The sequence below is a fragment of the Massilia sp. UBA6681 genome, assembly GCF_002454935.1.
Lineage (GTDB): Bacteria > Pseudomonadota > Gammaproteobacteria > Burkholderiales > Burkholderiaceae_D > Telluria > Telluria varians.
The window spans coordinates 1-25,151 of the sequence record NZ_DKJX01000014.1 but is presented as its reverse complement, the minus strand read 5'-3'; the positions used below and the strand labels follow the sequence as shown (position 1 = coordinate 25,151).

Genomic DNA, 25,151 nt, shown 5'->3' with positions numbered 1-25,151 from the left:
CGGTTCCGCTATGCAAGCGGGCGCGGCCCTATCACGCGGCCGTATACGCAAGGTGGGCGGTCGCGCCGCCCACCTTGCTACAACACCGTTGAAGATCAGGCGCGCTGGTAGATATCCTCGAAGCGGACGATGTCGTCCTCGCCGAGGTAGCTGCCGGACTGCACTTCGATGAGGTGCAGCGGCATCTTGCCCGGGTTTTCCAGGCGGTGGGTGATGCCGATCGGGATGTAGGTCGACTCGTTTTCCGACAGCAGGCAGACTTTCTCGCCGCAGGTCACGCGCGCGGTGCCCGACACCACGACCCAGTGCTCGGCGCGGTGGTGGTGCATCTGCAGCGAGAGCTTCTCGCCCGGCTTGACGGTGATGCGCTTGACCTGGAAGCGGTCGCCCGCATCGATGCCCTCGTAGTGGCCCCACGGACGGTAGACGCGCGTGTGGTGCAGGTGCTCGGTACGGGCCTTGGACTTGAGGTGGTCGACCACCTGCTTGACGCGCTGCACCTGGTCCTTGTGGGTGACCAGCACCGCGTCCTGGGTCTCGACCACGACCAGGTCTTCCACCCCGACCACGGCCACGATGCGCGATTCGGCGCGCACCAGCGAGTTCTTCACGTTGTCCAGGTAGACGTCGCCGCGCTGGGCATTGCCGTTGGCGTCCTTCGGCTGGACTTCCCACAACGCCGACCAGGACCCGACGTCGTTCCAGCCGATGTCGGCCGGCACCACGGCGGCATCGACGGTCTTTTCCATCACCGCATAGTCGATCGAATCGGACGGGCTGTCCGAGAAGGCCTTTTCTTCCAGGCGGCAGAAGTCGAGGTCGCGGTAGCCCGTGCTGACGGCTTTCTCGGCAGCGTCGGCGATGGCCGGCGCGTGCTCCTGCAGCTCCTTGAGGAAACGCTCGGCATGGAACATGAACATGCCGCTGTTCCAGTAGTAGCCGCCCTCGTCCAGGAAGCCTTGCGCGGTGGCGGCATCCGGCTTCTCGACGAAGCGCGCCACCTTGTAGCAGTCGCCGCAACCGGCGACCTGCTCGCCGCGGCGGATGTAGCCGTAGCCGGTTTCCGGGGTCTTCGGCACGATGCCGAAGGTGGCCAGGGCGCCCTGGGACACCAGCGTGACGGCGCGCTCGACCGCGTCGCGGAAGGCGGCGCCGTCCTCGATGACGTGGTCGGCCGGCAGCACCAGCATGATGGCTTCCGGGTCGATCGCCTTCAGGTAGTGGGCGGCCGCGGCCACCGCCGGGGCGGTATTGCGGCCGACCGGCTCGAGCAGGATGCCGAGCGGGGTGATGCCGATCTCGCGCAGTTGTTCAGCCACCATGAAGCGGTGGTCGTTGCCGCACACGACCAGCGGCGCCATCACTCCCGGCCATTCAGCCACCCGCAGCGCAGTTTCCTGCAGCATGGTCCGGTCCGCTACCAGCGGCAGCAGCTGCTTGGGCAGCACGGCGCGCGACAACGGCCACAGACGGGTACCGGCGCCGCCGGAGAGGATGACTGGATAAATTTTCATGCGCTTACTTTCTCTTTGATCTTTTGAATTGCGTTCTGGGCTACGCCATCGATTTCCTTGCGGACCGAACGGCGGCGGTCGCGCGCATTCAGCCATTCCTGCGAAGAATACTCGGAGGCATGCTTCATCTCGCCTTTGCGGTCGACACTGTAGTCCTTGAAAACGATCATCTCGTGCAATGTTACATCATGCAACACCCGTGTGTATTCGAACAACACACTGCGCACGATCTCGGCGCCTTCGCAGATGTGGCTGCCGTGGCCGATCCAGGTCGGGCCGACGATGCGGGCGCCGGCTTCGATCTTGACGTTGGAGCCGATGTAGACCGGGCCTTCGATGGTGGTGCCTTCCCAGTCGATGCTGGTGTTCAGGCCGGTCCAGACGCCCGGCTCGATCTGGATGCCCGGCACGTCCATGTGGTTGACCTCGCCGGTCAGCACGGTCTGCAGCACTTCCCAGTAGTCGCTCATGGTGCCGATGTCGAGCCAGTTGAAGGGGCGGCCCTGGGCATAGAACGGCAGGCCGCGCTCGGCCAGCAGCGGGAACAGTTCCGAACCGATGTCGAACGGCACCCCACTTGGAATCATGTCGATGACTTCCGGCTCGAAGATGTAGATGCCGGTAGAGATGAAGTTGGACTTGGCCTCGGCTTCGCTCGGCTTCTCCTGGAACTCGGTGATGCGGCCGTTGGCGTCGGTGACCACCACGCCATAGGACGAGACCTTGTCCCACGGGACTTCCTTGGTGATGACGGTGGCCATCGCGCCCTTGCGGCGGTGCTCGAGCAGCGCGGCCTTGAGGTCGAGGTCGATCAGGGCGTCGCCGCACAGCACGATGGTGGTGTCGTCGAAGAAGCCGCCGAATTCCTGGATCTTCTTCATGCCGCCGGCCGAGCCGATCGGCTCCGGCACGATTTCGCCGTCGTCCTTGATATAGCCCTCGAAGGAGTAGCCGATCTGTACGCCGAACTGGTGGCCTTCACCGAAGTATTCCTCGATCTTTTCGTGCAGCCAGCTGACGTTGACCATGATTTCGGTCACGCCATGCTTTTTCAGGTGTTCGACGAGGTAGGCCATTACCGGTTTGCCCAGTAAGGGGATCATGGGTTTTGGCAGGTCATAGGTAAGCGGGCGCACACGCGTGCCCTTGCCTGCAGCGAGAATCATGGCTTTCATCAGACCGTCCTTTGCATATGGGTTGTTTGGCTGTGCTTACTTGGCAGTGGTTTGGTAGCGCCACACGTCGGCGCACATCTGGGCGACATCGCGCTCGGCAGTCCAGCCCAGCTCTTCGCGCGCCTTGGCCGGGTCGGCGTAGCACTGGGCCACGTCGCCGGGGCGGCGGTCGACAATCTGGTAGGCGATCTTGCGGCCGCTGGCCTGCTCGAAAGCGCGCACCATTTCCAGCACGCTGTTGCCGCGGCCGGTGCCGAGGTTGTAGGTGACGATGCCCGGCTCCCTGGCCAGGCGGTCGAGGGTTTTCACGTGGCCGATCGCGAGGTCCACCACGTGGATGTAGTCGCGCAGGCCGGTGCCGTCCGGGGTCGGGTAGTCGCCGCCGAACACGGACAGCTTGTCGCGCTGGCCGTTGGCGACCTGGGCGATGTAGGGAACGAGGTTGTTCGGGATGCCGTTCGGCTCTTCGCCGATCAGGCCGCTCTCGTGGGCGCCGACCGGGTTGAAGTAACGCAGCAGCGCGATGCGCCAGTCCGGCTCGGCCTTGGCCAGGTCGCGCAGGATATCTTCGATCATCAGCTTGCTGCGGCCGTAGGGGTTGGTGGCCGAGAGCGGGAAGTCTTCGCGGATCGGCACCGAGGCCGGATCGCCGTACACGGTGGCCGAGGACGAGAACACGATGGTCTTCACGCCGAACTTGGCCATCGTCTCGAACAGGATCACGCTGCCGTTGACGTTGTTGTCGTAGTAGCGCAGCGGCTGCGCCACCGATTCGCCCACCGCCTTCAGGCCGGCGAAATGGATCACGGCGTCGACCTTGTGGGCGCCGAAGATGCGCTCCATCGCCGCGCGGTCGCGGATGTCGGCTTCCTCGAAGACGAAGTTCTTGCCCGTGATGCGCTGCACACGCTCCTGCACCGACGAGACCGCGTTGGACAGGTTGTCCACCACGACCACCTCGTGGCCCGCGTTCTGCAGCTCGACGACGGTATGCGAGCCGATGTAGCCCATACCGCCAGTAACCAGGATCTTCATTGTGTTTCTCTCTGTGATATATGAAATGTATTAATAATGTGGCAATCAATGGCGTAGCATATCACCACCGTAGCGAAAACCCACGCACAAAACAGCGCCGGCCGCCTGAAGCGATCCGGCACGATGATGCGGTCTCCGCATATTCTTGTCTTGGGGTTTTTTGTATTCTTGTGTGGGCGGCTTCTGCGGCCGCCCTATCCCTGACCGGCCTGCCTGCCCTTGAGTGCTTCCTTGCAGAACAGTCCGATGAAGGCCATGTCTTCGATGAAGTAGCGCCGGAACATGCGGCGCGGCTCCTGCAGGAAACGGTAGAACCATTCGAGCCCGGATTTCTGCATCCATAGCGGGGCCCGCTTCACCTTGCCGATCGCGACGTCGAAGGTGCCGCCGACGCCCATCGCGAAGGGAATCCGCATATGGGCCTGGTACTTACCGAGGAACTGTTCTTTCTTGGGCGAGCTGATCGCCACGAACAGCAGGTCGGCATTACTTAGACGGATCTGCTCCGCCACCGCACGCTCTTCCTCCTCGCCTTTCCAGTAGCCGTTGCGGTAGCCCGCCAATACCAGGCGCGGGTACTTGCGGGTATAGGTCTCGGCCACCTTGCTGACGACTTCCTCGCACGCGCCCAGCAGGAACACGCGCCAGCCCTTCTCGCCGGCGCGCCGCATCAGGGCCTCGAACAGGTCGACGCCGGCAACCCGCTCCTTGAGCGGCTTGCCGAGCAGGCGCGATGCCCACACCACCGGCATGCCGTCCACGTTCACCAGCGCGCAGTCGTTGATGATTCTCCGCAGTTCCGGGTCGCGGCTGGCCTTGACCAGCTTGTCCACGTTGACCACCACGTGCTGGTGGGGCAGCCCCGACTGAATGAAGCCCTCGACCTTGCCCAGCGTTTCTTCCATCGTCAGGTTATCGACCTGGCAGCCCATCAGGGTGATGCGGTCGTGGGTGGCTTGCGTGGTGTGTGCGTTCATGCGGCTTCCTTTGCAATGGGGGTGGCATCGCGTGCCGCGAGTTCCCTTGCCAGGACCGCGACGATGCGCTCGGCCGCCCGGCCATCCCACAGCTGCGGCCGGCGGCCCTGCTTGCCCTCGCCGCGCAAGACCTTCCTGGCTTCGCGCACGATGGCTTCGGGATCGGTGCCGGCCAGCACGTTGGTGCCTTCGTCGACCGTCACCGGGCGTTCGGTGTTCTCGCGGATCGTGATGCAGGGCACGCCCAGCGCCGTGGTCTCTTCCTGCAGGCCGCCGGAGTCGGTGAGCACCACGGCCGCGTCCTTCCACAGGTTGAGGAAGGCCATGTAGGCCTGCGGACCGGCCAGGGTGATGTTGGGGCCGAGGTCGATGCTGAATTTCTCGATGTTGGCGCGGGTGCGCGGGTGGACCGGGAAGATCAGGGGCAGGTCCCGCGCGATCTCCTTGAGCGCGCCGGCGATGCGGGCGAAGGTGGCCGGCTCGTCGACGTTGCTGGGGCGGTGCAGGGTCACGACGCCGTAGCGTCCCTGCTGCGCCTTGAAGGCGCTGGTCTCGAATCCGGAGGTGTCGGCCTGGGTAAGCTTGTCCGCCTGGTACAGCACATTGTCGACCATCACGTGGCCGACGTAGTGCACGCTCGACTCCGCCTTGCCCTCGCGGCGCAGGTGCTCGCAAGCGGCCGGTTCGGTGGCGAAGAACCAGTCCGAGATGCTGTCGGTGACGAGGCGGTTGATTTCTTCCGGCATGGACATGTCGCCGCTGCGCAGGCCGGCCTCGACGTGGGCCACCGGGATCTGCAGCTTCTTGGCCACGATCGAGCAGGCCAGGGTCGAGTTGACGTCGCCCACCACCAGCACCGCGGCCGGGCATTCCTTCTCGCACAGCTCCTCGAAGGCCACCATGATCCTGGCGGTCTGCTGGGCGTGGCTGCCGCCGCCGGCGGCCATGAACACGTCCGGCTGCGGGATCCCAAGTTCCTCGAAGAACACGTCGTTCATCTCGCGGTCGTAGTGCTGTCCGGTGTGGATGATCTTGAAGGACAGGCCGTTCCCGGACTGGGACGCCTGCAGCGCACGCACGATCGGTGCGATCTTCATGAAGTTGGGACGGGCACCGGCAACGAGATATATCAGCATCGGGAATTTCCTAATGATAACTTTTTGTTAATGCAGGAACGTTATTGTAAACCTGCATTCGACGGGGACGGCGGACGATACCGTCGTGATACGAAGCACTTCGCAGGGGCGCTTCGACTCATAGGTGCGCGAGCACCAGCCGAGCGGCGGGTTCTCGGCGCCGCGCACCAGTTCCAGCTGCAGATCGGCGCCGCTGGCCTGCATCTGCAGCACGAAACGCTTGCCGCGCACCGACAGGCCGTGGCTGGTCAGGCGCACGTCGAGCTCGGGCGCGAAGTGCCAGAACAGCTCGACCTTGTGCTGCTTGCGCGCCGAGACTTCGTCGCGCACGGTCAGGGTATTGCTGGCGCCGTCGAAGCGCACGCTGCGCATGTGGCGCACCGGATCCGACAGGCGGGTGTAGCCATCGTGCGAGCCGCGGAAATCGAAGTCGTTCGGGCTGCTGGGCATGCGCTCGATCCGGGCCTGGGCCTTGCGCAGCCACATGAAGCGCCCGCCGCTGACGGACTGGTCCTGGCCGTCGATGCGCACCGTGTTGTGGCTTGACGTGCCGCGGAAATAATCGCGCCACTTCTGCTCCTGCCAGTAGGAATAGGTGCCGGGATCGATCAGACACTCCTCGCCGGCCACCGAGAGCGTCATCGCCAGCGCGTCGGCATGGCCGTGGGCGGCGATGCCGAGGTAGCCGAGCGGACCGCAGTCGAGCATGCCCTTGACTTCCTGGTGCTCGCCGAAATGGTTACCGAACAGCAGGTAGCCGCCGTCCGGGAAGGCCCAGCCGCTGTCGACCTCGTGCGGGTCGCAGTCCGGGCGCGGGCCGGGCAGCGCGTGCAGCAGCCAGCGCACGCCCGGATGGTTGTCCGAATGGGCGCCGAACACGGTGTCGCCCAGCGCCAGCAGTTGGGCGGCGCGGTCCATGCCGGAAGCGTCGAGGCGGAACACGCAGCCGTCGTCGGCATCGCCCACCGCCGGCAGGTTGCCGCCGACATCGCGCACCGAACGCAGGAAGCGCAGCGCACGCTGCAGCGACGCCCAGTACGGGCGCGGGAAGGGCTGGCCGCAGGCCTGGCCCATCAGGCCGGCGACGAACAGGAACTCGCTCGAGAAGATGTGGTAGGCGAAGGCCTGCTCGCGGTTGACGCCGTCGCGCGAGAACTGCAGCACGGCTTCAATCTCGAGCTCGCGGCGCGCCTGCTCCAGCCAGTCGGCCGACTCCTTCCAGCACGGCCAGGTGCTGGCGCCGACATACAGGCCGGCCAGCTCGCCGATCAGGTGGTTGTTGGCCGAGGAATGGCGCGACAGGTGGCGCGCGATGCTGCGGCAGTGGGCGTGGATGCTGCCCTGCCAGTCCTCGCGCAGCTTCTGCCCGGATTCGCCTTCGAACAGCGGGCTGTTCTCGCCACCCACCAGCTGCCAGACCAGGCTCCAGTTGATCAGGCGGATGCCCAGTTCCAGCGAACTGGTCCAGTTGGGACCGGTGAGCGGCGGGCACTGCTCCAGCCAGCTGCGCAGCTGCTGCTCGAGCGCGTGCAGCCAGCGCGGGTCGCGCGTGATTGCCCAGGCCTGGGCCAGGCGCACCAGGTGCAGGTGGCGGTTCAGCTCCCACACGTGCTTGATGTCGCCGACCAGCTCGCGGTTGGTGATCGGGATGTCGCCGGCATAGACCGAGGGGCCCACGACGCCGGTGTCGGGATCGCGGTTCCAGGCGGTGGGCACGCCGACGTCGAAGCGGCGCTCGGCGAACAGCACCACGTGGCCGGCGCAGATGCGGTCGGCATCGAGCAGCAGCGCATCGATCTCGGCACGCTCCAGGGTGGGGGCGCCGCTCACGGCCAGCGTGCGTGCGCGCGGCAGCGGCGCGGGCGCCGTGCGGCCGGCCATGCGCCGGCCCATTCTGGTGGCGGCCGCCTGGCGGACACGGTAGCCCACTTCGGCGACCGACATGCAGCGCAGCCGGTTCACCAGCCATCCCAACCTAACTGTTGCGTTCATAGCTCTCCCCTCGCCTTGCGAAGTTGTCGCGATGCTGCACTCAGCTGCGGCCTTGCCGCAGCTGTTTGTACACCGCTGATAGTTGTCCGATCACGACGCCGGACTCGAATTCCTGTTCGATGGTGGCGCGGGCGCGCGCACCCAGGCGCCTGCGCTCCTCCTCGTCGCCGAGCAGGCGTCCGAGGGCGGCCACCAGCGCGGCCACGTTGCCGGGCTCGACCATCAAGCCGTTGTCGCCGTCGCGCAACGCATCCGGGATGCCGCCGACGCCGGTGCTGACCACCGCCTTGCCAGCCGCCATCGCCTCCAGCAAGGCCATCGGCAAGCCTTCGGCATGCGACGGCAGGCAGAAGATCGAAGCACGCGCCAGCTCCTCCTGCTTGCGCTGGGCCGTGACCCAGCCCAGCTCGGTAATGCGGTCCGCCACGCCCAGCTCGCGGGCGCGGCGCCTCACCTTGTCCAGTTCGCCCTGGCCGCCGATCGCCAGGTGCGCATGCGGAAAACGCTCGCGCAGCAGCGCCAGCGCCTCGATCAATTCATGGATGCCCTTGCGCGGCTCGACCTGGCCGAGGAACAGGATGCGGCCTGGCTCGGGCGCTTCTTGCGCCGGCGGCGGCAGCGGCACGGAGTTCGGGATCACGACGACATGCGCGCACGGCGCGAAGCCCTCCAGGTAGCCGGCCCAGCGGCTGGAGAGCGCGATGACGACCGAGCTTTTCTCGAGCGTGTGGCGGATCCAGCGCTGCATGAGCGGACTGGAAGCCTCGATGAAGCTGTCGAAGCAGGCGCCGTGCAGGTGAAAGACGGTGTTGGCGCCGCTCGCGCGCGCCAGCGCCAGCAGCACCGACTTGCGCACGAAGCTGCCGTTCGAGGCCGCGTGCGCATGGACGACTTCCGGACGGCGCGCCAGGCACGCCAGGGTGCGCAGCAGGCCCTTGAAGGCGGCGCCAACCTTGGTGGCGCGGCTGCCTTCGGCATGGGTCGGCACGTAGCAGACGCCTTCGCGTTCGAACAAGCCGTTCTGGCGCAGCAGCGAGACCACGGTGGCGACACCGCCACGGCCGCCAGGCTCGGTACCCAGCATGAGCACTTTCGGCGATGCGTGCGTCGCCGCTGGCGCTGCTGGTGCCGATGCCCGGTTCATGCCATTCGCCCTTCCTTCAGGTCCCTGCAAATATATTTGCAATTTAGAAATTGTTTTGGATAGTACAACGGTATTTACTCCGGGAAGCGCACCATACGATGCCTGCCGGACTGAAGTGTTGCTTTTTCACTTCTAGCCGGGCAGGATTTTTGTGTACGTTTCTGCAACAATCCGACCCAGAATAGCATAGGTCCGGTGGCTTCTTACGTACGCTGGACCACGTTTCGCCAACTCGGCGGCGAGCGCCTTGTCATGCAACAGGCGCCTGACCGCTGCCGCGAAGGGGCCGGCTTCCATCGGCGCGCACAAGCCCGCCCTGCTCTCGTCGATGACCAGTTGCTGGTCCGGGATGTCGTTGGCGACGCTGGGGATGCCCAGCGCCAGGTACTCGACCAGCTTGGTCGGCGAAGAGACGTCGAACAAGGTGCTGCGCGGAATCGGCGACAGCCCGACCTCGGCCCGCACCGCATAGCCGAGCGCGGTGCGCTGGGGCAGCCAGCCGGTCAGCAGCACGTGCTCGTCGATGCCGCGGCGCGCGATCTCGGCGCGCATCCAGGCCATTTCGTCGTTCGAGGCGGCGTCGCCCGCCATCACCAGGAGCAGGTCGGGAAACTCGTTCTTCAGTTGCTCGGCCACGTCCAGCAGGAAGTCCGAGCGGCGGGCCTGGGCGATGCGGCCGAGATACAGGATGACGCGGCGGCCATCCAGGCGCGGATCGATGACCGGCTCGACCCGGTCCCGGTCGAACAGGCTTGCGTCGACGCCCATCGGCACGGCGGTCATGCGCGTGCGGTCGAAACCTTGACCCGCCATCCAGTCGGCCATGGCCTCGCTCTGCACGAAGATGTGGCGCGCTCCAGGGAGCACCAGGCGGTAGATGACGAAGCGCGAGGCCCAGGCGCGCAGGGCATGGCCGCACCACAGCAGCCCCTTGCCGCGGCGGCCGATCTCGTCGCGCCGCACCTCGAAGCCTTCGACGATCGGGAAGGACATCCAGTAAACAAAGGGCACGCGCAGCACGGCGGCGGCGATCCGCCCCAGCAGGCCGGAGGCGATCTTGTCGCGCACCTGTATACAGTCCGGCCGCCCGCGCCGCCAGGCGCGCAGCAGGCCGCGCAGGTCCCACAGGGGTGACAGGACGGCGGCGAAGCGCGACTTCAGGCTGCCCACCGTGTGCATGCCGCCCGCCGGCCACGTGCTGCCTTCCTCGCTGCCGGCCTGCCCGACCAGTTGGGTAGTCACCCCATAGCGCGGCATCTCGGCGCCGAACAGGGTGGCCAGGTCGGCACGCAGCGGCGGCAGGGGATCACGGACGATGAAGGCGATGGACAGGGGCTTGCGCATACGTTTCTCAGGATGAGCGAGGCCAGCCGATTCTAGCGCAAGCTCTTGCGAGCACGGGTCGGGTGCCGCACGCATATGTGCGCTACAGCACACAGGCGGGCAAAAAGGCGGCTTCGCGCCCCTAGCGCATCGATGTGCGCAGCGCCGACGCCTCGAAATAGATCTGGCGGATCACCGGATGCGCGCCGGCGACCGCGGTCTCGATCCGGGCGATCGCCTGCTCCACTTCGTCGATGCGCATGCCGCGCCGGAATTGCACCGACGCCGCCAGCAGCACTTCCTCGGGGCCCATCTGCATGGTGCGCAGGCTGCTCACGCTGTCCAGCGCCGGCTCGCGGCGGAACAGCGCATACAGCGCCGCCAGCTGGTCGCGGTCGATGCTTTCGCCGACCAGCAGGGCGCCGGTTTCGCGCGCCAGCATGATGGCCGCGCCGATCAGGAGGACGCCGATCAGGATCGAGGCGACCGGGTCGGCGTACGGATTGTCGAAATAATGCCCCAGCGCGATGCCGAGCGCGGCAATCGCCAGTCCCAGCAGCGCGGCCGAATCCTCGATGAAGACCGTGAAGACCGAGGCATCCTTGCTCGCGCGGACCGCCTGCCATAGCGTGGTGCCGGGCTTGCGCACGGCATTCAGGGCCTTGCGCGACACGTTCCAGCTATAGCCTTCGAACAGCGCGGCGACGCCCAGCACGACATAGTTCCACAGCGGGTCTTCCAGCGGCGGCGGGTTTTCCAGCGCATCGAGCCCGTGGTAGATCGACAGCCCGCCGCCCAGCGAAAACACCGACAGGGCCACGATCAGCGCCCAGAAATACAGCGACTTGCCATAGCCGAAGGGATGCTTGCGGTCGGCCGGGCGGCTACTGCGCCGCTCGCCCAGCAGCAGCAGGAATTCGTTGCCGGTGTCCACGGCCGAGTGGATGCCTTCGGCCACCATGGCGGCGCTGCCGGTGACGCCGGCGACGATGAACTTGGCGGTCGCGATCCCGAGGTTGGCGACGATCGCGGCATAGATGACCTTCTGGGATCCGCGCCGCGGCGTCTCGCCTGTGCGGCCGGACTCCTCAGGCGGCGGCACGGCTTTCCTTCCACTGCAGCAGTTGCGGCAGCAGCGCGGCGCTGGCCTGGCTGTCCAGCTTGCGGCAGAAATGGGCGTTCGAGGCGCGGATGCGCTCGAAGTCGCCGGCGTCCAGCACCTTGGGATTGCGCGCGCCCTGCTCCGGCCACTGCACGTAGCGGTAGTTATCCGACAGCACCCGGTCCGCAAAGCGCGAGCCCATCACCAGGGTCTGGAACAGCATCTCGTCGGGGCACTGCACGGTGCGCAGGAAGCGCATCAGGCGCGGGTGGGCGTCGGCCAGGCGCAGCACCTCGGCCACGCAGTCGCGCGACAAGGCCCACCAGGACGATCCCCCGTGCGGCGCGAAGCCGTCCGGCATGCTGCGCCGGCGCCCGGTGGCGCGCAGGACGCGGTTGGCCAGGCCGCAGGCCAGGCGCTCCAGCCGCCCTCCTCCTTCGCGGTAGAAGAACTGGTAGCGGAACGCCACGTTCCAGCCGCCCGGGCGGATCGGCGCCGTCTCCAGCAGCTCATGGTCGCGCAAGCGAAGGAGCTCGCGCTTGAGCAGGGCGTTGGGCAGCAGCGGGAAGTCCTGGGCCGAGAGAAAGATGAGCTTGTCGAAGTCGGGCTGCTCGCGCAGGATCTGGCGCAGCGATACCAGGGTCGCCTGCACCTGCGAGAAGCCGCCCCAGCGCACGTCGATGCGCGGCGCTACCAAGCGGGCCGCGCGATGCAGCGCGCCCGGGTCGAGCGTACTCTTGCGGTCGAGGTGGACGTAGATCGTGAAGTCGGGGTCGGACAAGGCCTCGACCAGCGCATTGAGCTGGTCGATGTCCTTGTGCGCACAGATCAGGAACACCTGCTTCATTGCCGACTCCGCAATTAAAAAAGCTCCTCGCGGCGCATGCCGCGAGGAGCCCGAGTCTAGCAGCTGCGTGAAGCGGACAGCGCTCGTTAGTTGATGGTCACCGACTGCCCGCCCACGGTGACGGTACGCACCGAACCCGAGGTCGAGATGTTCACGGCCGGCTTCTTGCAGCCGACGTCGAGCAGCACCAGGTACTCGGCGGTGGCGTTGGCATCGGCCTTCAGGTAGAAGGCGCCGTGGTCTTCCACCACGTTGGTCTTGGCGCCCGGGCCGATCCACTTGGCGAAGTTGGCGTTGCCGTTCAGCGAACGCAGGCACAGCGACTGGTTGCCGGCCACCACCTTGACGTTCTGGCCGTTCTCGACCGTCATGATCACCGGCGTGTGGATGTTCCACTCGTAGGTGCGGGCCACGGTGCTGGACAGGCGGTCGCGCACCAGGATGGCGTTGCCGGCGTTGCGCAGGTGCCAGACCTGGCGCTTGGCCATGGTCAGCTGGCCGCCATACGACGGGGTGGCGTCGCCTTCGGCATAGTCGTAGCTCGGCTGGGCGGTGAAGGCGGTGATCCGGCCGTTGCGCTGCAGCTGCTCGCGGTAGCCGGTCACAATCTGGCCCTTGCCGCCGTCGAAGGTGATCGCGTTCTGCGAGCGGGTCTGGTGGTACCAGTCGGTCCAGTACGGCGAGCCGTACCAGTCGTACCAGCCGGCCTTGACCAGCATCGGCTGGCCCGCGATCGACAGCAGCAGGCCATTCTGGTCGCCGTGGCTGTGGTTGAACGAGCCGTAGGGGCTGGACTTGAAGAAGGTCGAGATGCGCGAGCTCGAACCGAGGTCGCTGTGCATGGCGACCCAGCCGATGCTCGGGTAATAGGCCGAATTCTGCGGCGCCTCCAGATACGTGGTGTAGCTGACCGGCAGCGGGTATTCGGCCTGCAGCAGCGACATCGCGTCTTCCATGCCGGTGGTGTTCTTCACGTACCAGGCGGCGCGCGGCGACCACATGCGGGTGGCGAAGGCGCGGAACACGCGCGCGTCCGGCTTGGTCTCGGAGGCGTCGCCGAAGGCGTGGGTGCGCGCGCCCGGCGGGGTGAATTCCATCGCGAAATCAAGGAAGCCGAGGGTCCAGGGCTTGCCGAAGAAGTTCACGCCGCTGGCGTGGGTGAGCGGATCCCACAGGGCCAGCAGGTAGCCGGCCGCGTACTCGGCATAGGCGGTGCCGTTGGCGTAGCCGCCTTCCGGGCCGCTCCACGGGTTCGGGCTCAGCGCATAGGCGCGGAAGGAGAAGTCGAACCACTTTTCGGCGTCCGGGATGTCGCCCAGGGTCAGGGTCGAGATCAGGACCAGGAACACCAGGCTGGTGTTGCCGTGCGAGTCGAACGGATACTGGTCGAGGCGGCCGTTGTCGCCGGCCAGGTTGTTGTAGATCTCGGTGGTGCGGATCTTGATCGAGCCGAGCCAGCGCGCCTTGCGGGTGCCGTCCAGCGCGCCGCCCAGCAGGTCGATGGTCTTGGCCAGGCCCCAGGCGATCTGGCGGGTGGCCTGGTCCTGGTTGGCGTAGCTGGTCGGACCCGACGGATTGAGCGCAGCCAGTTCATCGCCGCGACGCAGGGCTTCGGTCAGGTAGACGGTCTCGCCTTTCAGCTTGTACATCAGCGCCGCCGCTTCCATCTGGCGGGTCGCTTCGTTGATGCGCTGGCGCACGTCGGTCTGCTGCGAGGCCATGGCGGCGGTCAGCGGCGAGCTGATGACGATGTTCCAGCGCGAGTCGGTCAGGCTGGGCACGGCGCTGACTTGCGCCTTGACTTCGTTACCCAGGCGGCTCAGGTAGGGTTCCAGCGTGGTGCGCTTGGCATAGTTCCAGGTCGAGAACGGGGTCACCGAGTTCGGCAGCGAACGCGGACGCGCTTTCGACAGGATGCGGCTGCGCAGGGTGGCGTTGTCCGGCACTTCGAACTTGGTCGACTTGCTGGTGATCGAGAAGTTGCGCGGGGTCGACCATTCGTTGCTGCCCACCGGGCGCACGCGCCAGGTGTAGTTGCCGAGGGCGAGCGCCTTGGTCGGCAGGTACCAGTTGCGGTCGACCACGGCGCGGGTCGGAGTGCCGCCCACCGGCGTGACCTCGACCTCGTAGCTGGCCGGACCGGTCGCGTGGCGGGCCCAGGTGAAGCCAGGAGGATTCTGCGCCTGCACCGAGTTCATTTCTGGCTTGGCCTGCACGACCAGGGGATCGGTCGACTGGACCCAGTCGGCACGCGCGGAAACGCTCGCGAACAGCGAGGCGACGGCGGCCATCAGGACCAGGCTCTTCCGTTGAAATTGCATGTGGGTACTCCGAAAAAAATCTTGAAATCCGTGCGCCTGGCCGGGCTTGCCGGCGGGGCTTGAGAACGCTTGATGCTCTGAAGAAACGACTTACTTGACAGCAGTTATGCTACCCCAAAGTAAGTTGAGCACAGGCAAATTCCCCAAAGAAATCACAGATTTTTTGCTTGCTTTGCAGAAATCCCACGACAGAATTTCAACTTTAACCGAACAATATTTGCAGGCTTTTAACGGTCGTAAACCGCCTGAAAAGATAAAACGGCAAAGCTGTCAGAAAGCTACCCTTTCATTGCGTCGGCACCGCGCGCGCCTCGGCCTGCAGTTCGCGCACCCGTTTCAGGTAGCGCAGGCAGTAAATACCGAAGGCAAGCGGCGCCTTGTCCATGTGGCGTCGGCGCACGTTGAATTCCTCCTGGCGCGCCTTCAGGCGGTTGGCCGAGGACACGCTGCCCGCATGGTCGCGGAACACGGTCAGGGGCTGGTCGATCATGGCCGGACGCGACTCGGCGCCCAGGCGCAGCCACAGGTCGATGTCCATCGCGTACTTGAGCTTCTCGTCGAAGGCGCCGACGCGCTCGAAGGCCGACTTGCGGATGAATACGGCCGGGTGCGGGATCGAGCTGCGGCCGGCCACATAGGCGCGGTAGGAGAAGGCCGGCATGGCATAGGGCGGCACCATCTTGCCGTCCTTGAGCACCTGGATGTTCCCATACACCCAATCCACCGGCCGGCCTGCTGCCTGGGCCTCGTCGAAGGCGCGCTTGACGGTGGCCAGCACGTCCGGCCCGTTGTAATAATCGTCCGAATGCAAATGGGCGATGTACTCGCCCTGCGCTGCTTCGATGCCCTGGTTCATGGCGCGGCTGATGCCGCCGCCGACGTCGCGCAGCACCCGCTTGTTGCCCGGATAGGCCGCGATCATGTCGAGGGTGCCGTCGGTGGAGCCTCCGTCCACGAAAATGTGCTCGTAGTCCTGGCAGGTCTGGGCCTGGACCGAGGCCAGGGTGTCTGCCAGGGTCGCGGCACTGTTCCAGGTGCAGGTAACAATGGAAAAAGTCGGCTTGGCGGCGACAGGGGTCGAAGCATTATTGTTCATAGAAGTCCACGATCTTGGGAAGGGCCTGGAAAACGTCCATCCCGGCGATTGCCGGCAATGGACGCGCCTGGGCCGGCTGCGCCAGTTCGTCGACCAGGAGCCCCACCAGCTCCTCCATCGACGTGGCCAGGCGCAACTGGCCGGAATAGGATTCGTAGACGGCAAGCTCCGGATTGCCGCCGCGCGACAGCGCCAGGCAGGGTCGGCCCAGAGCCAGCGCTTCGAGGATGGTGGTGCCGCAGGGTTCCTCCCACACCGAAGGCACCACGCAGGCATGGCTGGCGGCGGTCAGGGCCACCACGTCCTGGTTCGGCTGCCAGCCGAGGAAGCGTATCTGCTCGCTCGCATACTCGGCTTCCAGGCGCGCGCGCAGCGGGCCGTCGCCGACCACCAGCAGCTGCGCCCCGGCGGGCAGGCGTCCGCGCGCCGCGGCCAGGAATTCGGCGAAGCCCTTGCCGGTATCGATGCGCCCGGCCAACAGCACCTGCCCCGGCCTTGGCGCGCCGCTGCTGGCGGCCAGGCGCGCCAGCTTGCGGTAGTTGATGAAGTTGTGGATCACGCGCGAGCGCGACAGGTCGGCATGCGGCAGCGTGCGCAGGAACTGGCGGCGCAGGAAGTCCGACACGAAGATGGTTTTATGCTGCGCGAACGTGCGCTCGGTCTCGCCGCGGTAGCGCGCCACCGCGTGGCCCGAGAGCAGGCTGCGCAGCGGCCCCGGCGCCGCATGGGCGCAGCCGGCGCAGGCCCGCGGCGAGGTTTCAAGGCACACCGCGTCGTCCTTGAAACGCAGGTGGGTCACGCATTCGCTGCCCTGGTCATGGCGGGTCTGGACGAAATTCAGGCCAGGGTCGACGTACAGCCCGGTCATGGGCAGGTGGCCGTGGTAGTGCACCACGTCGTAGTTGCCGATCCTGCGGGCATGCTCGGACAGCGCGCGCGCCACCCTGGCGGCGAACCAGGGCCGCTTGGCGGGATTGAAGAAGCCGAGCTGGGCTTCCTTCCAGCCGACCCGGCGGAAGTCGAAACCGGGAATGAACCGGCCCTGGAAGCCGATCTCCTCGGCGCTCCTGGGGTGGGCCCGGTCGGAGCGGCCCATGATGTCCACGTGGTGGCCTTCTTCGAGCAGGGCATTCGACAGCGTGACGACATGCTTGGCCAGGCCGCCGAGCTGGGCGCCCGGCAAATCTTCCGAGACCATCAGTATCCGCAAATCTAGGCTCCTTTCGCCTGCCAGCGCGACCAGCCCGACTTCAGGCGCGCCCACGCCATCATCCGGTCGTCGCGCTCGACGACGAACAGCGCACCGTGCACGCCCAGCAGCAGCACGGTCACGCCGAGAATGAACACGAAATCCCAGGCCCCGCGGTCGAACAGCTGCTCGGCCGCGGTGGCGGCGACCGCCACCAGGGCGACGCCGAACAGGCCCGGCGCATAGCCCTGGCCCAGCAGGCGCCCGAGGGTGGTCGGCACCGTGCGGCCATGGACATAGACCAGGAAGATGCTGGTGAACACTACCGACGCCACCAGGTGGCCCCAGGCGGCGCCGTCGATGCCCCACCCTGCCACGCCGGTGTAGACGATGGCCAGGCCGGCCAGCGCGCGGGTGACGGCGAACAGGCCGGACACGCGCGGGTGGCCCATGCCGTCGTTGACCAGCGACGGCAGGCTGGTGAGCGAATCGACGAACTGCGACAGCGCCATCACGGCCAGCACCAGCGCACCGGCGCGGGCAAAGTCCTCGTTCATCCAGTAGCCGAGGATCTGGTGCGCGAACACGGCCACCAGCACCAGGATCGCGGCGTTCAGGAAGACCACGTAGCGGGTCGCCTTCAGGTAGACGCGGTCCAGGCGCGCATATTCGCCGCTGGCCGCTAGCGCGCTGGCCGCCGGGAAGAACACGCCGGACAGGCGGAAGGTCAGGCTCAGCACCCGGTTGGCGAGCGTGGCCGCCACCGTGAAATAGGCCAGCCCGGTGACGCCCACCAGGGCGCCGATGATCAGCTTGTCGGCATGGGCATACGACAGCGTGGCAAAGCGCGACAGGAAGGAATAGGCCGAAAAGCCCAGCAGCGCATTGCGGAATTGCGCTCCCGGCCAGCGCCAGCGCAGGCCGGGCAGCAGGCGCCGGATCGCGCCCCACAGGATCGCGCAATGCAGGGAACTGGCGGCGACGCGCAGCAGGATGACCTCGAACAGACCGTAGCCGAGCAGCAGCACGCCGACGGTGGCCAGGGGCACCAGGGTGCCGAATACCATTTCCAGGCGCGCCGAGATGTCGTAGCGCATCAGCGATTGCGGCACGCTGTTCAGGTAGCTCTGCAGCTGGCCAGCCAAGAAGCCGAGCGCGGCCAGTTGCAGCGTGGCGGTCGCTTCGGGGATCAGGCGCTGCGGCACCGCGAACACGCCCTGCACCAGCCAGCCGGCGCTGAAGAACAGGCCGAGCGCGCCCAGCAGGCCGATGCCGGTGTAGGTGGCCAGGCCGAAGGAGACGGTCTCGAAGATGCGCTCGTCGTCCTTGCGCGCATTGTGCTCGGCGATGTACTTGACCGAACCGGCGGTGACGTTGATGTCGATGACCGCGAAATAGCCGACGATGGCCGTGACCAGCGAATACAGGCCGTAGCCGGCGTCGCCCAGTCCCTTGACGACCAGCGGTACGGTGCCGAGCATGACCAGCGCGGGGATGGCCGCGCCGAGCAGGTTCGACCAGGCGTTACGGGCGAGGCGCAGGTTCATCAGGCAGGCACCAGGTGGGGACGCGGCGGCGTGAAGGGTTTCATTGCGGGCCTGGTCACCGGCGCCGCCCTGGCCACCGCCATCGCCAGGTAAGGCAGGGCAATGCAGACGGCCAGCATCTGGCTGGTACGCACCTGCGGGAACGGCGTGCCGATCAGGAAGTCGGGAATCATGAAGGCGAGCCCCGCCACCCCGGCGGTGGCCAGGCCGAGCAGTTCGGGCGGCAGTTGCTTGAGTGCGCGGCGTGCGAACAGTACGAAGGTGATCAGGGTGCCGAACAGCAGCACGGTGCCGATCAGGCCGCTCTTGAGCGCGATGTGCAGCACCCCGCTATGCAGGAACAGGCCGCCGTCCGGATTCTGCTGCCACGAGATGTACTGGTAGCCGGTGTACCTGCCCCAGGTGCCGATGCCGGTGATCGGGTTGGCCAGGAAGTCGCCCAGCGCGAACTTCAGCTCCAGCACCCGCTCGCTCTCGGGACCGAAGCGCTTGGACTGCATGTCGTAGACCAGGCTGGACAGGCCGGTGCCGGCCCCCTTGGTCTGCGACAGGCGCTGCACCGCGACGTAGGTGAGCGCGGCCCCGACCACCGGCAGCCCGGCCGTCATCAGCTGCATGCGGCGCTTGAGCGGGAAGCGCATCATGATCACCAGGAAGGCCAGCATGAAGCCGATCCAGGCGCTGCGGCGGTAGGACAGCAGGATGCACAGCGCGGTGGAAATCAAGGTCATCCACTCGATGCTGCGCCAGAATTTCGGGCGGTCGGTCTTGACGGTCTGGAACAGGTGGACGGCGGCGATCGCAAACGCGATGGTGCACACCAGACTGTCGTTGATGTCGAAGAAGGTCAGGCGGATCTTGATCGCGTTCAGGTTGGCGTACACGTTGTTCGGGTCGCCCCCGAAGGCGGCCCAGCGCACCAGGCCGAACAGCGAGCGGCACAGGCCCACGATCAGGATGAAATGGGTCAGCTCGATCAGGTGCTCGCGGGTGCGGAAGGACAGCAGCATCAGCGAGATCAGCGGCGCCATCCAGACGATGTTCGAGAAGCCCTGCGGGGTCAGCGCCTCGGCCACGGTGACGCCGTTCATCAGGCCCACGGCGAGGTGGCCGAGCAGCAGCACGAACCAGGCCCAGAACCAGGGCCGCAGGTTGCAGGACGGGGTCGGGTAGCGCTGGAAAGTGGCGGCCACCCGCGCGCAGGCCCAGGCGCCCAGCACGTACCACAGCACCAGGCCGAACAGCAGCAGGCCGGAACCGCGGCTGTAGATGCTGCGGGTGGCGAAGATCGCCATGTTCCCGTAGCTGGTGGAGTTCATGCAGAAGTAGACCGCCAGGTAGGGGTAGACCAGGAAGCGCGGCCATGCGATGCCGATGCCGATCCCCGCGACGGCTGCGATCGACAGGCCGATGATGAAGGCCCACGGCAGCGAATAATAAATGTATGGGAGGATCGTGTTCATCGGCGCTCGTTACCTTCTCCCTGTCTCAGCCATGTGCCGGGCCATGCGCCGCGGGCGCCGCGGCGGCCGCCTCCGGCGCCGCTTCCGGCGCACCTGCCAAGCCGGAGCCCAGCAGGCGGCTACGGTCGCGCGGCGCCATGACGCCCAGCATCTCGGCGACGAAGCGGTCCTGCACCCCGTAGGCCTGGGTCTCGTTGGACTGGATGGTCGAGACGCGCACCAGCATGCCGTCCGGGATCTCGCCCGACAGGCCGTAGGCCAGGCGGTGCAGCTTCTGCTGGATGCCCGCGCGCGAGGCGTGCTCGCCGATCGTGATCCAGTAGGTGATCGGCTCGTTGCGCTCGTGCAGGCGCGCCACCAGGCGTTTGACCGGCAGCTCGCCGAAGCGCGTCGTCAGGCTGTCCTCGGCGTCCTTCTGCATCTGGAAGCCCTGGGCCACGTAGCAGACCTCGGGCAGGTGCAGCTGCAGCGCCTTACTCTGGTCGCCGCCGTAGGCGATCGACAGCATCACGCGCTGTCCCTGGCTGTTGATGTAGGTGCGCGACAGGGTCTGGTCGTAGATCTTTTCCAGCATGCTCTGCTGCTCCGGATCGGGCGCGAGCGGCACCACCGAGGGGTCGATGCGCCAGTCGGCGAAGCGCTGCGGGATCATCTGTTCCAGGCTGAACTGCTCATGCGGCTGCAGCACCCGCGGCTTCGGGGTGAGCGCCCCGGTCAGGGCCGAGGTGCCGGCCATGGCCAGGCCCAGCACCAGGCTGATGGCGAAACGGCGGTTCATGTTGCCTCCTTCAGAGTGACGGGCATGCGGCGGCCGCCGCCCGCGCCCGGGCCGCCGCCGCGATTGCCGCGGCGCTTGATCCACCATTGCAGGCCGTTGTCGACCGCCAGGATCAGCAGCAGCGCGGTCACGAACAGCACCATGCCGGCAAAGCCGTGCAGGAAACCCTGGCCGGCGGCGTCGCCGAAGTAATAGGTGATCAGGGTCAGCGCGATCACGCGGATCACGTTGGCCGTGAACGAGATCGGGACGATCAGGATCGCCAGCGTGATGTTGCGGAAGGCGGACGGGTGGCGCATCAGGTTCAGGTAGAACAGGCCGAGCGCTTCCAGCGTCAGGAGGGTCTGCAGGCCGGCGCAGGCATCGGCCACCAGCAACTGGTACTGGCCCATCTGCAGCACCACGCCCGAGCGCGAGATCGGGTAGCCCAGCGCAAACAGGATATGCTCGGTCACCCAGGACACCGCCATCTTCATCGGCATCGTTACCGCCGCCACCAGCTCGCTCGGCAGCGGGATCAGGAACAGCATGAAGAAGAACGGGAACCACAGGGTGCGCAGCGCTCGGCTGCCGAACTTGAGCAGCACCAGGGCCGCCATCACCACCACGATCGAGGCCACCTCGAACATCAGGATCTTCTGCGAGCGGCCCAGCAGGTGGAACATCAGGCCGATCGCCAGCACCGGCCAGCCGGTCCAGCTGCCCTCGGGCCTGGGACCGACCGCGGCCATGACTTCGGGCCATTTGCGCCAGATGAGCCAGAGCGCCAGGAAGAAGATGATCGGCCCGTGGCCCTGCTCTTCGCTGATCCAGGCGCCGGTGAACAGGCTGTAGAAAGTGGGGCCGAACAGGATCGCCAGGCCGGCATACACCGGCCACCATTCGGAAACGGAGCCCTTCAGGCCTTCGAGGGTCCCGGCCAGGGTCGGAGGCGGCAGTTCCGCCTGCGCCCTTGCGTGATCTGGTGCCGCCGTCGCCATCTCAGAACTCCACCACCACCGAGCCGACCACTTCGGCGCCGGATTCGGCCATCTGCTCGGCCATGCGGCTGATGTTGGCGATACGGGTGCGGTGCTTGCAGGCCACCAGCAGCACGCCGCCGGCGCGGCCGGCCACCGCCAGTGCATCGGCCCCGCTGGCAAACGGCGGCAGGTCGTACAGCACCACGTCGTAGCGCGACTCGAGCTGGGTGTTCAGGTTGCGGAAGCCTTCGCGCGCCAGCAATTCCTGCGGGTTCGGCGGCAGCGTGCCGGCCGGCATCAGGGACAGGTCGACGAAAGCGGGAACGCGCTGGATCACGTCGAGGTCGGCGCGGCCGGCCAGCAGGTCGGACAGGCCCTGGCGCGGCTTGACGCCGAACATCTCCTGCTGGCGCGGGCTGCGCAGGTTGGCGTCCACCAGCAGGGTCTGCTCGCCCAGCTGGGAGAACACCACCGCCAGGTTGGCCGCGAACAGGCTGGAACCGTCTTCCGGGGTCACGCCGGCGATCGCCAGGGCGCGCCGGCCGCGGGCGAACCAGCGCAGCATCAGCTGGCTGCGGATCGCGCGCAGGGCCTCGACCTGGGGCGAGAACGGGTCGTAGGCGGCGACCAGCTTGGGCGACAGGTTGGCCTGCCCTTTCTGCAGGTAGGGATAGGAGAACTGGCGCGCCAGCACCTGCTGGATGTCTTCCTCGCTCACCAGTCCCAGGCGCACCGCGGCTTCGCCGAAGCGGATCCCGAGGTCCTTCTGCATGCGCAGGACACGCTCGGCACTCTCGGGGGTGAGCTTGCCGGAATCGAGCAGCAATGCGCCCATGCTCGAATCGGCCTGAGCCCCGTTGTGCAGTGCGCCCTCGTGGGGTGCACCGGTCGGCAATGCGGATAGCACGGATGAATTCATGGTCGTGTCCTATTCTTTTCTGGTTCGGATGCGCGAGCGCCGCGCGCCTCAGTTCAAGCGCAGCAGGCGGCGCGGGGTCATCAGCGCACGGATACCGCCGCTGCGCGGGCGCTTCATGCGCCATTCGATGGTGCCGAGCACCGGGATGCCCAGCATGTCCTTGACGTCGCCGGTCGACCGGACCGGGCGGTTGATCAGTTCCAGCAGCAGGGCCAGGCCGACGCCGAGGATGGTGCCCAGCAGGATCGAGACCAGGGTGTTGAGCAGCACGCGCGGACCGGCGGGTTCGGTCGGCGGCACCGCCGGGTTCAGGATCGAGATGTCGGACTGCTCGGCCTGGGCCTCGATGCGGGTCTGCGAGAAGCGGTTGCTGGCGGCGTCGAAGGCGCGCTGGGCGCTGTCGAGGTCTTTCAGCAGCACACCGAGTTCGTCGCGGGTGCGGTTCAGCTCGAGCACGCGGGTCTTCTGGGCGGCCAGTTCGGCGCGCAGCTCGGCCTCGCGCTGGCGGTAGACCTGGGCATTGGCGCCCACGCTCTTCGACACGCTGCCCAGGGCGGCATTCAGTTCGGCGCGCATCTTGCTCACCTCGGCCTGGGCCGACTGGTAGGCCGGGTGGTTGCGGCCGTAGCGCGATGCGGCTTCGGCCAACTTGGCTTCGCCGCTCGCCAGGCTCACGCGCAGGCTCTGCACCAGGGCGTTGTTGGCGACGTCGGGCGAGCCGACACCGGTGGCCATGCGTTCGCGCGAGCTGGCTTCCATGGCCTGGGTCTGGGCCGCGACCAGCTGGGCCGACAGGTCGCTCAGGCGCGACAGCTCGACGTCCACGCGGTTGTTGTCGAGGCTGACGATGCCCTTCTCCTGCTGGTATTTCGACAGGCGCGCCTGCGCGGCTTCCAGGTTGTCGCGCAGCTGCTTGGTCTGTTCGTTGAAGTAGGACGAGGCTTTCTTGGCCGGCTCGGTCTTGAGCTGGACGCTGATCTTCTGGTATTCGTCGGCGAAGGCATTCGCGACGGCGGCGGCGAAGGCCGGGTCGGCGCCCTTGAAGCTGATCTCGACCACGCTCGATTCGCGCGAGGGCATGATCTCGAGTTTCTTCAGCAGCAGGTCGGCCAGCCAGTCGCGCACCGAGCCCTTGCCTTCGCTCGCTTCGCGCCACTGCGCCTGCACGGCCGGGCTCGATGCGAGGCGCAGCGAGTCGACCACGCGCAGGGCCACGTTCTTGCTGGTGATGATGTCCATCTGGGTCGCCATATAGCCCGGCATCAGGTTGCCGGGCATGGTGAGCCCGCTCACCGGGTCCACGCCCTTGTAGTTCAACAGCACGGATGCGGTTGCCTTGTAGGTCTTCTGCTGGATCAGGCTCCAGCCCAGCGCGAGCAGGACGGTGACCAGCAGGGTTCCCAGGATGATCTTCTTCCTGGCAAGCAGGATCAGCAGGAATTGATGAACGTTCATGGCCTTACCTTTGCATCAGATGCCTTGACAGCGGGGTGGACAAAACGGCGGAGCTTTAAACGGTTGAAGCTTTTAAACAATGAATTACCAATAGCGCATCGGGGTGCCGAGAAACCGTAGCGAGCGGAAGCGCTGGCGCTCGAGAAGCGCAGCCGTACTTACGGTACGGCGAGCATCGCAGGGCGTCAGCGCGACGCGCAGTCGGTTTATCGGCATCCCCTCAGAACCAGGACTCGCGGACAACGATGACATCGTCAACCTGGACCGGATCATGTGCCTTGACATCAATCGTGACCGGGTTGCCGCTGGCATCCTTGCGGGTGACTTTCATGCCGTTATTGCTGCCACGCATGCTCAGGCCACCGCCGGCCGAGACGGCCTGCTGCACCGTCATGCCGCGCTCGAGGCGGAACGGCCCCGGGCGCTGGACTTCGCCGGTGACGTAGGCACGCGGGGCGCGCTCGACATAGATGATGTCGCCGCCGGCCACTTCGTAATCCTTGTTCAGCTCGCCCTTGCGGACCATGTCGACCACGTCGATGGTCTCGCGCGTGGTGTTGCCGTCGCGGGTGCGCACCAGATTGATGATGTCGCCGCCGTCGCCGTGGATGCCGCCGGCCATGGCCAGCAGGTCGAGCACCTTGCGGCGCCCCTCCACCGCGTAGCGGCCCGGGCGGTTCACATAGCCCAGCACCGACACCTGCTGGCTGGCCAGGGTGGTCACCAGCATGTTGACCTGGGCCTTCTTGAGGTAGCCGCCCTTCTCCAGCATGTCGCCGATCTTCTTCTCGGCCGCGGCCACCGACAGGCCGCCCACCGCAACTTGGCCCAGCAGCGGGAAGGTGATGTTGCCGCTTTCGCTGACGCGGGTTTCGAGCGAGAGGTCGGGGCTGCCGTAGACCGACAGCTTGACCACGTCGCCCGGTCCCAGCAGGACTTCGGCGGCAGCGGCGACACCCATGCTCAGGACGAGCGCGGTGGCCATCATCCACTTGACGAATCGTTTCATGATTGCTCCTTCTATTTGTTTTTGGGTCGATGAGTCGATGAGTTCGATTACTTCAGTCCGGCGACGCCGCGTTCGAGCGCCGACTTGTCGGTGGTGGGGCCGCTTTCCGGCGGCGGCGCCACCGAGGACTGGCCGGCCGGCGCCGTCGCCACCGCGGTCGCGGCCGG

Annotated in this window: 20 protein-coding genes; all 20 read right to left on the bottom strand. The window is 66.6% G+C overall.

The window, feature by feature from the left end:
* Positions 1–95 precede the first annotated feature (95 nt).
* Entirely contained in the window at positions 96–1,514 is a 1,419-nt protein-coding gene (locus B2R83_RS01955; protein ID WP_292038017.1) for a mannose-1-phosphate guanylyltransferase/mannose-6-phosphate isomerase, read from the bottom strand.
* Positions 1,511–2,689: an NDP-sugar synthase gene (locus tag B2R83_RS01950; protein ID WP_285378691.1), complete on the bottom strand. Its 1,179-nt coding sequence runs from the start codon at positions 2,687–2,689 to the stop codon at positions 1,511–1,513. The genes B2R83_RS01955 and B2R83_RS01950 overlap by 4 nt, the downstream gene beginning before the upstream one ends.
* Positions 2,690–2,725: 36 nt before the next feature.
* Complete coding sequence (galE, locus tag B2R83_RS01945; protein WP_292038015.1) at positions 2,726–3,724, bottom strand: UDP-glucose 4-epimerase GalE; 999 nt, start codon at positions 3,722–3,724, stop codon at positions 2,726–2,728.
* Positions 3,725–3,918: 194 nt separating this feature from the next.
* Positions 3,919–4,701, bottom strand: a complete 783-nt coding sequence (locus B2R83_RS01940; protein WP_292038014.1) for a WecB/TagA/CpsF family glycosyltransferase — start codon at positions 4,699–4,701, stop codon at positions 3,919–3,921.
* Positions 4,698–5,837, bottom strand: coding sequence for a non-hydrolyzing UDP-N-acetylglucosamine 2-epimerase (gene wecB, locus B2R83_RS01935; RefSeq protein WP_292038013.1), 1,140 nt, complete (start codon positions 5,835–5,837; stop codon positions 4,698–4,700). Before wecB ends, B2R83_RS01940 begins: the two co-directional genes overlap by 4 nt.
* Positions 5,838–5,864: 27 nt before the next feature.
* Positions 5,865–7,829, bottom strand: a complete 1,965-nt coding sequence (locus B2R83_RS01930; protein WP_292038012.1) for a heparinase II/III family protein — start codon at positions 7,827–7,829, stop codon at positions 5,865–5,867.
* 40 nt (positions 7,830–7,869) lie between these two features.
* Complete coding sequence (locus B2R83_RS01925) at positions 7,870–8,973, bottom strand: glycosyltransferase family 4 protein (protein WP_292038011.1); 1,104 nt, start codon at positions 8,971–8,973, stop codon at positions 7,870–7,872.
* Positions 8,974–9,105: 132 nt separating this feature from the next.
* Entirely contained in the window at positions 9,106–10,317 is a 1,212-nt protein-coding gene (locus B2R83_RS01920) for a glycosyltransferase (RefSeq protein ID WP_292038010.1), read from the bottom strand.
* Positions 10,318–10,438: 121 nt separating this feature from the next.
* Positions 10,439–11,398 (bottom strand): cation diffusion facilitator family transporter, encoded by a 960-nt coding sequence (locus B2R83_RS01915; protein ID WP_292038008.1) that lies wholly within the window; start codon positions 11,396–11,398, stop codon positions 10,439–10,441.
* Positions 11,385–12,245 (bottom strand): beta-1,6-N-acetylglucosaminyltransferase, encoded by an 861-nt coding sequence (locus B2R83_RS01910; RefSeq protein ID WP_292038007.1) that lies wholly within the window; start codon positions 12,243–12,245, stop codon positions 11,385–11,387. The genes B2R83_RS01915 and B2R83_RS01910 overlap by 14 nt, the downstream gene beginning before the upstream one ends.
* Positions 12,246–12,331: 86 nt before the next feature.
* The gene (locus tag B2R83_RS01905) at positions 12,332–14,566 is read right to left on the bottom strand and encodes a DUF4962 domain-containing protein (protein WP_292038006.1); all 2,235 of its coding nucleotides are present in this window, start codon (positions 14,564–14,566) and stop codon (positions 12,332–12,334) included.
* A gap of 286 nt (positions 14,567–14,852) precedes the next feature.
* A complete protein-coding gene (locus B2R83_RS01900) occupies positions 14,853–15,662 on the bottom strand; it encodes a glycosyltransferase family 2 protein (protein ID WP_292038005.1) in 810 nt (269 codons plus the stop codon).
* A complete protein-coding gene (locus tag B2R83_RS01895) occupies positions 15,652–16,860 on the bottom strand; it encodes a glycosyltransferase family 4 protein (RefSeq protein WP_292038004.1) in 1,209 nt (402 codons plus the stop codon). Before B2R83_RS01895 ends, B2R83_RS01900 begins: the two co-directional genes overlap by 11 nt.
* Positions 16,861–16,874: 14 nt before the next feature.
* Positions 16,875–18,398, bottom strand: coding sequence for an oligosaccharide flippase family protein (locus tag B2R83_RS01890; protein WP_292038003.1), 1,524 nt, complete (start codon positions 18,396–18,398; stop codon positions 16,875–16,877).
* Complete coding sequence (locus B2R83_RS01885) at positions 18,398–19,861, bottom strand: O-antigen ligase family protein (protein ID WP_292038001.1); 1,464 nt, start codon at positions 19,859–19,861, stop codon at positions 18,398–18,400. The genes B2R83_RS01890 and B2R83_RS01885 overlap by 1 nt, the downstream gene beginning before the upstream one ends.
* 25 nt (positions 19,862–19,886) lie before the next feature.
* A complete protein-coding gene (gene epsI / locus B2R83_RS01880; RefSeq protein ID WP_292038000.1) occupies positions 19,887–20,639 on the bottom strand; it encodes an exosortase-associated protein EpsI, B-type in 753 nt (250 codons plus the stop codon).
* The gene (xrtB, locus tag B2R83_RS01875; RefSeq protein WP_292037999.1) at positions 20,636–21,619 is read right to left on the bottom strand and encodes an exosortase B; all 984 of its coding nucleotides are present in this window, start codon (positions 21,617–21,619) and stop codon (positions 20,636–20,638) included. Before xrtB ends, epsI begins: the two co-directional genes overlap by 4 nt.
* A 1-nt stretch (position 21,620) precedes the next feature.
* Positions 21,621–22,520 carry a chain length determinant protein tyrosine kinase EpsG gene (gene epsG / locus B2R83_RS01870; protein WP_229413036.1) on the bottom strand — a complete coding sequence of 300 codons (900 nt, stop codon included), beginning with the start codon at positions 22,518–22,520 and terminating at the stop codon, positions 21,621–21,623.
* A 48-nt stretch (positions 22,521–22,568) separates the two neighbouring features.
* The gene (gene epsF, locus B2R83_RS01865) at positions 22,569–23,975 is read right to left on the bottom strand and encodes a chain length determinant protein EpsF (RefSeq protein WP_036216231.1); all 1,407 of its coding nucleotides are present in this window, start codon (positions 23,973–23,975) and stop codon (positions 22,569–22,571) included.
* 220 nt (positions 23,976–24,195) lie between these two features.
* The gene (gene epsE, locus B2R83_RS01860) at positions 24,196–24,984 is read right to left on the bottom strand and encodes a polysaccharide export protein EpsE (RefSeq protein WP_027864765.1); all 789 of its coding nucleotides are present in this window, start codon (positions 24,982–24,984) and stop codon (positions 24,196–24,198) included.
* Between the last annotated feature and the right edge of the window lie 167 nt (positions 24,985–25,151).